Here is a 10,018-nt window from a genome sequence, read left to right as displayed (position 1 = left end):
CGATCGAAGGCGACGGTCCGAAAGCCGCCGACGCACTGAGAGTGGTGCAAATAGCGCGCAAGCGCGATTTGCACGCGGCGCCGGCATCGTCGCAAGCATCGTTGAGTAATCCCGGCCTCGTTGCCGAAAAGAAAGGGCGCCCTCGTGGCGCCCTTTTTGTTTGAGCCATCGGCCTGTCAGCAGTCTTCAGCTGGCCGCATCCGCCGCCCTTGCGAGCGTGAGCGCAAAGTTCCAGTCTGATCACTCCCGGAGACCCGTCCATGATCCTGATCGGACAATACGATTCGTCTTTCGTTCGCCGCGTCGGCATCGCGCTGAAGCTCTATGGCATTCCGTTCGAGCATCGGCCGTGGTCGACCTTTAGCGATGCCAACAGGATCGCAGGGTACAACCCGCTGCTGAGAGTGCCGACGCTGGTTCTGGACGACGGCGACGCGCTGATGGACAGCCATGTCATCCTCGACTACGTCGACCGTCTCGTTGCGCCGGACCAGCGAATGTACCCGCAGGAAGAGCCGCAGCGGCACCAGGCGTTGCGTGTCGCGGCGCTCGCCACCGGGCTGGCGGACAAGGTCGTCAGCCTCTTCTACGAGAAGGTGCTGGACAAGGGCCATGTGTCGCCGCTCTGGGTCGAGCGCTGTACGACGCAGATCGCCAACACGCTGAAGGTGCTGGAGGAAAGCCGCGCGAGCGCGCCGACGGAATACTGGTTCGGGGAGCGGATCGGCCATGCCGACATTGGAGTCACGGCTGCGCTCCGGCATTTCCGCGATTCGCATCCTGATCTTGCGCCGATGCTCGAAAAATGTCCCGCCGTGGCGGCGCATGCCGCGAAGCTGGAAGCTATGCCGGTCTTTCAGGAGATCAGCCAGCCATTCATCCCGCCAGCGTGATCCTGCGCGTGGGGCGTCAGACGGAAAAGCTGGTGCCGCAGCCGCAGGAGGCGACAGCGTTCGGATTTTTGATCTGGAAGGACTGGCCCATCAGGTCGTCGACGAAATCGATGACGGAGCCGCCCATATAGACGAGCGACAGATCATCGATCAGCACCGTCGCCCCGTCCTTTTCGATCGCCACGTCGTCGTCGTTCCGGTCCTCGACCAGATCGAACTTGTAGGAAAATCCCGAGCAGCCGCCGCCTTCCACGGAAACCCGCAGCGCCGATTTGCCGGGTTCCTTTGCAAGAATCCTGTTGATGCGTTTCGCCGCCGCCTCGGTGAGCTCGACCTTCATGCCGGTCTTTGCGTCCGCGCCCATGGTGGTCATCCTCGTGGGTGATCTGGCCGATAGGTATGAAGCGACGCCCTCCAAGTCAACGTGCCACGTGTGAGCATTGTTGCGTTGCAGCGCCGGCCGGCCTACCTCATGCTGGCAGGATCAGGGTCGCATTCGTGGCCTTCACCCAGGCGTGTGGCAGGCCGTCCAGTTGGAACAAGCGAAGGGTCTGAACGATATCGGCTTCGGCTACCGGCCGCGCGCGCCCTATGCGTGCGACCCGGCACGGTCGCGCGGCCGTTTCTACGACGAGGTCGAGAGCCCGACACGTACGCCGTTCCAGCGCGACCGTGACCGCATCATCCACTCCACCGCGTTCCGCCGGCTGAAGCACAAGACGCAGGTCTTCCTCGTCCACGAAAGCGACCACTATCGGACCCGGCTCACCCATACGATCGAGGTGGCGCAGATCGCCCGTGCCCTGGCGCGCGCGCTTTCCTGCGACGAGGACCTCGCCGAGGCGATCGCGCTGGTCCACGATTTCGGCCATACGCCCTTCGGCCATACGGGCGAGGATGCGCTGGACCTCAAGCTGAAACCGTGGGGCGGCTTCGACCACAACGCCCAGTCACTGAAGATCGTGACCAAGCTGGAACGGCGCTATGCCGAGTTCGACGGGCTGAACCTCACCTGGGAAACGCTCGAAGGGCTGGTGAAGCACAACGGCCCGTTGACCGACGCGGCCGGGCAGGGGTTGAAAGGCCCGGTCCCGCAGCCGATCCGCGATTTCAACGAGCTTTTCGATCTCGAACTCGATCGCCACGCCAGCCTCGAGGCGCAATGCGCGGCCATCGCTGACGACATCGCCTATAACACGCATGACATAGACGACGGCATCCGTTCAGGCCTGCTGTCGCTGGAGATGCTGGAGGATGTCTCGCTCCCCGGCTCCATCCTTGCCGGCGTCAGGGCGCGCTATCCCGCGCTCGATCCGGTGCGCACCGGCCATGAACTGATGCGCCGCCAGATCACGGAGATGGTGGAGGACGTCATCGTCAACGCCAAGGCCGCTCTCGCGGACATCGCGCCGACAAGTTCGGAAGACATACACAGGGCCGGGTACACCATCGCCACCTTCTCGCCGGACATGGCGAAGCTCGAGAAGGAACTGAAGGCGTTCCTTTACAAGAACCTCTACCGCCATCCGGATGTACTCAGGATGCGCGCGCAGGCCGAGAAGGTGGTGCTCGACCTTTTCGACGTCTATTTTGCCGATCCCCGCGAGATGCCGGAGGGCTGGCGGGAGGTTCTCGTCCGCGCCGACGACAGGGTGAAGGCGCGCCACGTGGCCGATTTCCTTGCCGGCATGACCGACCCGTACGCTCTCAAGGAGCACCGGCGCTTGTTTGACCACACGCCGGATTTGGGATAGGCGGACGCCACGGTTTACGGGTGCACAGAGCGCCCAGCAGAGACATTCCATGAACATTTTCGCAGATTTCACCGCGCGGGTCGGCAAGGCTATCGAGGCGCTTGGCCTAAAGGATAAAGAGGGCGGCGCGCTCGACCTGTCGCGCATCACCGTCGAGCCGCCGCGCGATGCGAGCCACGGCGACCTCGCGACCAACGCGGCGATGGTGCTGGCGAAGCCGACCGGCCAGAACCCGCGCGCGCTCGCCGAACGTCTGGTCGCGGCGCTGGAGAACGATCCCGCCGTGGTCTCGGCGGAGGTTGCAGGACCGGGCTTCGTCAATCTGAAGCTCACCGATGCGTACTGGCACGACCTTCTGCGTGGCGTGATCGCGGCCGGAGGCGATTACGGCCGGTCGGCGCTGGGAGCCGGGCGCAGCGTAAACGTAGAGTACGTGTCGGCCAATCCCACCGGCCCGATGCATGTCGGCCACTGCCGCGGGGCGGTGGTGGGCGACACGCTGGCGAACCTGCTGGCCTTCGCCGGCTATTCGGTGGTCAAGGAATACGTCATCAACGACGCCGGTTCGCAGATCGACGTCCTCGGCCGCTCCGCGATGCTGCGCTATCGCGAGGCGCTGGGCGACGACATCGGCGAGATCCCGTCCGGTCTCTATCCCGGCGAGTACCTGAAGCCCGTGGGCGAAGCGCTCGCCAGGGAATTCGGGCGCAGCCTGCTGCAGATGCCGGAAGAGGAGGCGCTGGCCATCGTCAAGGATCGTACGGTCGACGCCATGATGGCGATGATCAAGGAAGACCTGGCGCTGCTCAACGTGCATCACGACGTGTTCTTCTCCGAGCGCACGCTGCATGCGAACAATGCGAGCGCGATCCGCAAGGCCATCGCCGACCTGACGATGAAGGGCCATATCTACAAGGGCAAGCTGCCACCGCCCAAGGGCGAGAAGCCTGAGGACTGGGAAGATCGCGAGCAGACGCTGTTCCGTTCCACCGCCGTCGGCGACGACATGGACCGGCCGCTGGTCAAGTCGGACGGCTCCTTCACCTATTTCGCGGCTGATGTGGCGTATCTGGAAGATAAGGTAAGACGCGGATTTGACGAGCTTATCTACGTTCTAGGCGCCGACCATGGCGGCTATGTCAAGCGGCTGGAAGCGCTCGCTCGCGCCGTCACCGGTGGTCGTGTCCATCTCAGCGTCCTGCTCTGCCAGCTCGTGAAGCTTTTCCGCGACGGCGAGCCTGTGCGTATGTCGAAGCGGGCAGGCGAGTTCGTCACGCTCCGGGACGTGGTCGATGAAGTCGGCCGCGACGCCATCCGCTTCATGATGCTCTATCGCAAGAGCGATGCGCCGCTCGATTTCGACTTCGCCAAGGTGACGGAGCAGTCGAAGGACAATCCGGTTTTCTACGTGCAGTACGCCTCGGCGCGCTGCCACTCGGTGTTCCGGCAGGCGCGCGAACAGCTTGGCTTGGCGGCGTTTCCGCGCGGCGACCTCGCCGCCGGGGCGGACCTGCTGACCGACGAAAGCGAACTGGCCCTGATCCGCAAGCTCGCCGAATATCCGCGCATGATCGAGGGCGCGGCGGGCTCGCACGAGCCGCACCGCATCGCCTTCTATCTCTATGATCTGGCGAGCGCTTTCCATGCACAATGGAATCGCGGGACGGACAATCCCGACTTACGCTTTGTTAAGGTTAACGATCATAAACTAAGCATTGCCAGACTAGGGCTGGTGCAGGCAGTTTCCGATGTGCTGACGTCGGGTCTCGGGCTGATCGGAGCGGATGCGCCTACCGAGATGCGCTAGAAAGCGCCGGGAAACCGCCACCATTCGCCCACATTGCGCTGGTAGATCGCCAACCCTTCGCCACGTCCTTGGCGTGCGAACCGAGTACGAGTGTGGGACACAGAATGGCAGACGCAAACTGGCTGAGAAAGACGCCTACGGCTCCGGTGGCGACCAGTGATGACGATCCGTTCGCGGAACTGACGCGGATCATGGGTTTCGACCCGAGGGTGCCGTTCCGAAATTCCCAGCAGGCGTCCGCGCAGCCTGAGCCGTCGCTGCAGGCCGTGCCGCAGCAGGTAGCGGCGCCGAATGTCGATCTCAGCGACGACGATCTCGATCTTTCGATCGACCTTGAGCGCGAGCTGATGGGCGCGATGGAGCCGGAACTGGCAGAAGCCGGCGCGCCTGTCGGTTCGGCGCCGTTCCGTCAGGATGCGGGCTATGGCGCTGCCGCCACGGAGCAGGCCGGCGACGAGGCGCTGCCGCTTGACCAGCAGGCATATGGCGACTGGCCGTCGGACTATTCCGACACGGACGAGGCAGCCTTTGCGGAGTATGTCGCTGCCGAGCCCGGCTACGAGGGCGAAGCGCTGGCGCCTGCCGAAACCGCGCTGGAAGAAGATTACGACGCGCCGCAGCATGTGCAGCCGGCCGCGCCCGCCTATTCGGACTTCGACGACGCCGGGCACGCAGCGGATCTGGCCGCGCATCTGGACGAGGAACTTGGCTCGTCCTTCGAAAGCGAGATGCAGAGCGCGGATGACGGCTGGTCCGACGACCACGATCGGGCCTATGAGCCGCAATATGCGGAAGAAGCTGCCGAGCCGGAGGCTGTCAATGCCGAGGCCGATCCGTTCGCGCATGGTTTTGACGCTGCGATGGCCGAAGTCGATATGGACTTCAGCGCCGCGCCGATGGAAGCGCGCGCCCACGATGAATCCGAACATACCCCGCATGCCGATGCGCCGGCCGGTCTTTCAGATGATCTGAGCACCGCCCTCGCGGATGAACTCGATTTCGACGTGCCGGGCGAGGCGAATATCGAGGCCACGGCTGACGAGGACGATACTGCCGAACCGGTGCCGGCCTATCCCGGCCTTGCCGCCCGCGAAGCCTTCGATGCGGAACGCGCGGAAGAGCTTCAGGGCGACGACGACGGCTTCGATCTTTCCGACAATCCCCCGGTCTACGCCGCTGCTTCCGAAGAGGAAGCGCCCACCGAGGACGCTGCCGCCCAGTCCGAGATCGACGACGCGATAGCTGAGCTTGCGGCGATGGTGCGCGGATACGATCGCCCGGCATCCGCGCCGGTCACGCGCCAGGAAGCATCCGATTTCGAGCCCTTCGTTCCCGCCGCCGCTGCAGAGGACGTTCCCGAGATCGAAACCGTCGATGTTCCTGAGGATGCGATTGCGCTCGCCGACGATCTCGAAATTCCGGAGATCGAATATTCGGAAGACGCCGTGCCGGCCTTCGATGATCTCGATGCCGAACTCGCCGCCGCCTTCGGCGAACCGGCGATCGAGCCGGCCCCGCCGGCAGCGTCGGAAATCCGCGTTTCCGAAGACGACTTCGATCTGGAGGCGGGTTACGACGTTTCCGCGAGCCGCAAAGCAGCGTTCCAGGCGGCTCCCTACGCCGTGTCTGCCGGTGTCGGTGCGGCGGCAGCTTATGCCGCGCAGGGTCGCGCGCAGGGGGATGTCCACATCACGCGCCGCCAGCCGGCCGCGCAGCAGGATCAGGACTACGATTTCCAGGTCGATCCAGATCTGGAGAACGAACTGGCGCTCGATGACGAGATGTATGCGCCGCAGAAGCCGTCGCCCCGCCGCGGGTTGATCGTCGCCTCGGTCGTCGGCGGCATCGCCATACTGGGGGCGGTCGGCGCCTATGCGCTGTCGGGCGGCGAGGGCGGCGTTTCGGGCGGACCGGCTCTGGTCAGGGCCGACACCGATCCGGTCAAGGTCCGGCCGGAAAATCCAGGCGGTATCACTGTGCCGAACCAGGACAGCCGCGTCTTCGATCGCGCCGCCGGCCAGACTGCGGAAAAACCCGAACAGCAGACATTGATCTCGACCGAGGAAGAGCCGGTCGACGTCGCGGCACGCTTCACGGATGCCGTGCCGCAGCCGATCGACGAATCGGCCGACATCGACGAGCTCGCGGCCGATACGCCACCGAAGTCCGAGGATCGGGTCGAGCAGACGGCTGCCGCCGACGAGACTCAGCCGGCTGCGGGTGAGACGGTCGCCGTCGCGCCGCGCAAGGTGCGCACCATGGTCGTCAAGTCGGACGGCACGCTGGTTCCACGCGAAGAGATGGTCGGCGAGCCTGAGACGGTAGGTTCGACCAGCGCCACCGATTCGCTGACCGATCCGGCGATCTCGGCGCCGCAGCCAGATGCTGCTGCCACGGAAGGCGCCACCCAGCCGGCCGAGACGGCTGCGGTCCCGGCGGAAACTTCCCAGCCTGCCGGGCAGCCGCGGACCGCAACGCGCTCCACGATGCCCGAGACGGTGCCGGTCGCGCCGTCGCGTCCCGCCGAGCAGCCGGTCGATATCGTCGGCGAGGTGAAGCCGGAACAGGTCGCGGCCGTCGCTCCGGCTGCCGCCGCTCCTGCCGCGGGCTCGTGGTCCATGCAGATCGCATCGCAGCCGAGCGAAGCGGCCGCGCAATCTTCCTATCGCGATCTCGCAAAGCGCTATTCCAGCGTTCTCGGCGGCCGGCAGGCGAGCATCGTGAAGGCCGAGATCGCGGGCAAGGGCACCTTCTGGCGGGTGCGCGTGCCGGCCGAAAGCCGGAGCGAGGCGATCAGGCTCTGCGAAAGCTACAAGGCGGCAGGCGGAAACTGCTTCGTGTCGAAATAATTCCGGTCCAGAGCGGACTTCGCGCGGCGCGGCCTTCGGGTCGCGCCGTTTGCTTTCAAGGCTCGGCGCTTCGCGCTAAATCTAGGCGATGAGCGAATCACAGACAGTTATTCTCGGATGTTCGGGCAAGCAACTCCTGCCGGAAGAAGCCAGCCTCTATGCCGATCACCGGCCATGGGGCTTCATCCTCTTTGCCCGCAACATAGGTGAGCCCGACCAGATCAGCGATCTCGTCGCGGCCCTGCGCGATTCCGTCAAACGTCCCGACGCGCCGGTCTTCATTGATCAGGAAGGCGGCAGGGTTCAACGCATGCGGCCGCCGATCGCGCCGAACTATCCGGCCGGCTCTGCCATAGGCGCGCTTTATCGGCAGGACAGGCAGGCGGGACTGCGCGCGGCCTGGCTGCTCGCGCGCCTGCACGCCTTCGATCTCCTGCGTTTCGGCATCAATGCGGACTGCCTGCCGGTGCTCGACGTGCCGATCGAGGGCGCGAGCGACGTGATCGGCACCCGCGCCTACGGCAAGGACCCGGAAAGCGTGATGGTGTTGGGACGGGCGGCGGCTGAAGGGCTGATGTCCGGCGGCGTTCTGCCGGTGATGAAGCACATTCCCGGACACGGCCGGGCATTCTCCGATACCCATTTCGAACTGCCGACGGTCGATACGTCGATCGAAGAGCTTCGCGCGCATGACTTCGCGCCCTTCAAGGCGCTGAAGGACCTCCCGATGGCGATGACCGCGCATGTCGTCTACAGCGCCATCGATCCGAACAACCCGGCGACCACTTCCGCAAAGGTTGTAGAGGAGATCGTGCGGGGCGAGATCGGCTTCGACGGCCTTCTCATGAGCGATGACACGTCGATGAAGGCGCTTTCTGGGGATTTCCCCGAAAAGGCGGCGGCGATCCTTGCGGCCGGCTGCGACATGGTCCTTCACTGCAACGGCGTCATGGAGGAGATGAAGGGCATCGTCTCTCGGGTGAAGCCGCTTGCCGGCAAGTCGCTGGAGCGGGCGAACCGGGCGCTTGCCGCGATCACCATGCGTGACGTGGAGCAGGAACAACTGGTGCGCGCGGAGTTCGCGACCTATTTCGAGGCGGTGGCCTGACGGCGGAGCGATTGGCGACACACACGGAGACGAAAGCGGGCAGACCCGCGCCGATGGACGACCTCTGGAGCGACAACGACGATTCGCGCGCAACCGGAGAGCCTTCGCTCGTCGTGGATGTCGACGGTTTCGAAGGTCCGCTCGATCTCCTGCTGCATCTTGCCCGCAACCAGAAGGTCGATCTGGCGCGCATCTCCGTGCTGGCGCTGGCCGAGCAGTATCTCGCCTTCGTAGAGAAGGTGAGGGCGCTCCGCCTCGAACTCGCCGCCGATTATCTGGTGATGGCCGCATGGCTCGCCTTCCTGAAGTCGAAGCTGCTGATCCCGAAACAACCGGGTGAGGAAGGCGAAAGCGGCGAGGAACTGGCGGCTGTGCTTCAATTCCGGCTCAAGCGGCTTGAGGCGATGCGCGACGCGGCATCGCGCCTCGTCAACCGCAACCGGCTCGGCCGCGACGTCTTCGCGCGCGGCATGCCCGAACTGGTCATCGTCGAGAAGCGCAACGAGTATTCGGCGACCCTCTACGACCTGCTCAGCGCCTATGCCGCGCAGCGCCAGAAGCGCGCGGCGGCGAACGTGACGATCTCGCGCCCCGGCATCTGGACGCTGAAGCAGGCGCGGGACATTCTGATGCGGCTTGTCGGCTCCGTCGATGACTGGGCGGCTCTGGACAGTTTTTTGATCGATTATCTGGCCTCGCCGCGAGAGCGGGCGACGGCGGTCGCCAGTTCCTTCGCGGCAAGCCTCGAACTGGTGCGCGAGGGTGCGATCGAAATGCGGCAGATGGAACCCTTCGCGCCGATCTATATGCGCGGCAGACCAAGCGCGGCGAAGCTTGCAGAGGTGGCGCGATGAGCGAGACTGGCACCGCGGCCATCGTGTCGCTTTTCGGCTCGGCCGAGGACCGCGCCGTCGAGAATCCCGCCGAGCGGATGATGCTCGCCGAGGCGGTCAGGATGGCCGAGGCCATCATCTTCGCCAGCGCCGAACCGGTGAGCGAGAAGGCGCTCGCGGCGCGCCTGCCGGCCGACCTGAATCTGCCGGCGGTGCTGGCCGATCTGCAGGCGGTCTATGCGCGCCGGGGCGTCAACCTCGTCAAGGTCGGCGACGCATGGGCGTTCCGCACGGCCGGCGACCTCGCCTTCCTGATGACGCGCGACACGGTCCAGCAGAAGAAGCTGTCACGCGCGGCGCTGGAGGTACTGGCCATCATCGCCTACCATCAGCCGGTCACCCGCGCCGAGATCGAGGAGATCCGTGGCGTGGAGACGTCAAAGGGCACGCTCGACACGCTTCTGGAGACCGAGTGGGTCCGCATGCGCGGACGCCGCAAGACGCCCGGCCGTCCGGTCACCTACGGCACGACGGACGCCTTCCTCGATCATTTCCAGCTTGAGGAAATCCGCGATCTGCCGGGCATCGAGGAACTGAAGGGGGCGGGCCTGCTGTCCGCGCGCATGCCGGCGAACTTCTCCGTACCCCTGCCGCCGTCCGATCCCGACGCGCTGACTGAGGAAGAGGACCCGCTCACCGACATCGACCTCGAAGAGCTTGGTCTGTTGACACCCCGCCCGCAGGATGATTGACCCGATTCCGTAAAGGAGTTCC

Annotated in this window: 8 protein-coding genes; 7 read left to right on the top strand and 1 reads right to left on the bottom strand. The window is 65.1% G+C overall.

The annotated features are described in order from the left end of the window. Positions 1-260 precede the first annotated feature (260 nt). Entirely contained in the window at positions 261-893 is a 633-nt protein-coding gene (locus M9955_22205; GenBank protein ID MCO5084356.1) for a glutathione S-transferase family protein, read from the top strand. A 16-nt stretch (positions 894-909) separates the two neighbouring features. On the opposite strand, the gene erpA is transcribed toward M9955_22205, so the two are convergent. After that, positions 910-1,257 (bottom strand): iron-sulfur cluster insertion protein ErpA, encoded by a 348-nt coding sequence (gene erpA / locus M9955_22200; GenBank protein MCO5084355.1) that lies wholly within the window; start codon positions 1,255-1,257, stop codon positions 910-912. Positions 1,258-1,426: 169 nt separating this feature from the next. Between erpA and M9955_22195 the strand changes: the two genes are divergently transcribed. The 6 genes from M9955_22195 (at position 1,427) to scpB (ending at position 9,996) form a co-directional block, all read left to right on the top strand. After that, positions 1,427-2,647 carry a deoxyguanosinetriphosphate triphosphohydrolase gene (locus tag M9955_22195; GenBank protein ID MCO5084354.1) on the top strand — a complete coding sequence of 407 codons (1,221 nt, stop codon included), beginning with the start codon at positions 1,427-1,429 and terminating at the stop codon, positions 2,645-2,647. A 49-nt stretch (positions 2,648-2,696) separates the two neighbouring features. Next, the gene (gene argS, locus M9955_22190; protein MCO5084353.1) at positions 2,697-4,454 is read left to right on the top strand and encodes an arginine--tRNA ligase; all 1,758 of its coding nucleotides are present in this window, start codon (positions 2,697-2,699) and stop codon (positions 4,452-4,454) included. Between the two features lie 104 nt (positions 4,455-4,558). Then, positions 4,559-7,303, top strand: a complete 2,745-nt coding sequence (locus M9955_22185; GenBank protein MCO5084352.1) for an SPOR domain-containing protein — start codon at positions 4,559-4,561, stop codon at positions 7,301-7,303. A gap of 88 nt (positions 7,304-7,391) precedes the next feature. Beyond that, the gene (nagZ, locus tag M9955_22180; GenBank protein ID MCO5084351.1) at positions 7,392-8,411 is read left to right on the top strand and encodes a beta-N-acetylhexosaminidase; all 1,020 of its coding nucleotides are present in this window, start codon (positions 7,392-7,394) and stop codon (positions 8,409-8,411) included. 53 nt (positions 8,412-8,464) lie between these two features. Then, on the top strand, positions 8,465-9,265 hold the full coding sequence (locus M9955_22175) for a segregation/condensation protein A (protein ID MCO5084350.1): 801 nt from the start codon (positions 8,465-8,467) through the stop codon (positions 9,263-9,265). Beyond that, positions 9,262-9,996, top strand: a complete 735-nt coding sequence (gene scpB, locus M9955_22170) for an SMC-Scp complex subunit ScpB (protein MCO5084349.1) — start codon at positions 9,262-9,264, stop codon at positions 9,994-9,996. Before M9955_22175 ends, scpB begins: the two co-directional genes overlap by 4 nt. Positions 9,997-10,018: the final 22 nt, after the last annotated feature.

The organism is Rhizobiaceae bacterium, assembly GCA_023953845.1.
In the GTDB taxonomy this organism is placed as follows: domain Bacteria; phylum Pseudomonadota; class Alphaproteobacteria; order Rhizobiales; family Rhizobiaceae; genus Arvimicrobium.
The sequence above is the reverse complement of the archived record's forward strand: the minus strand, read 5'-3'. Positions and strand labels throughout refer to the sequence as shown.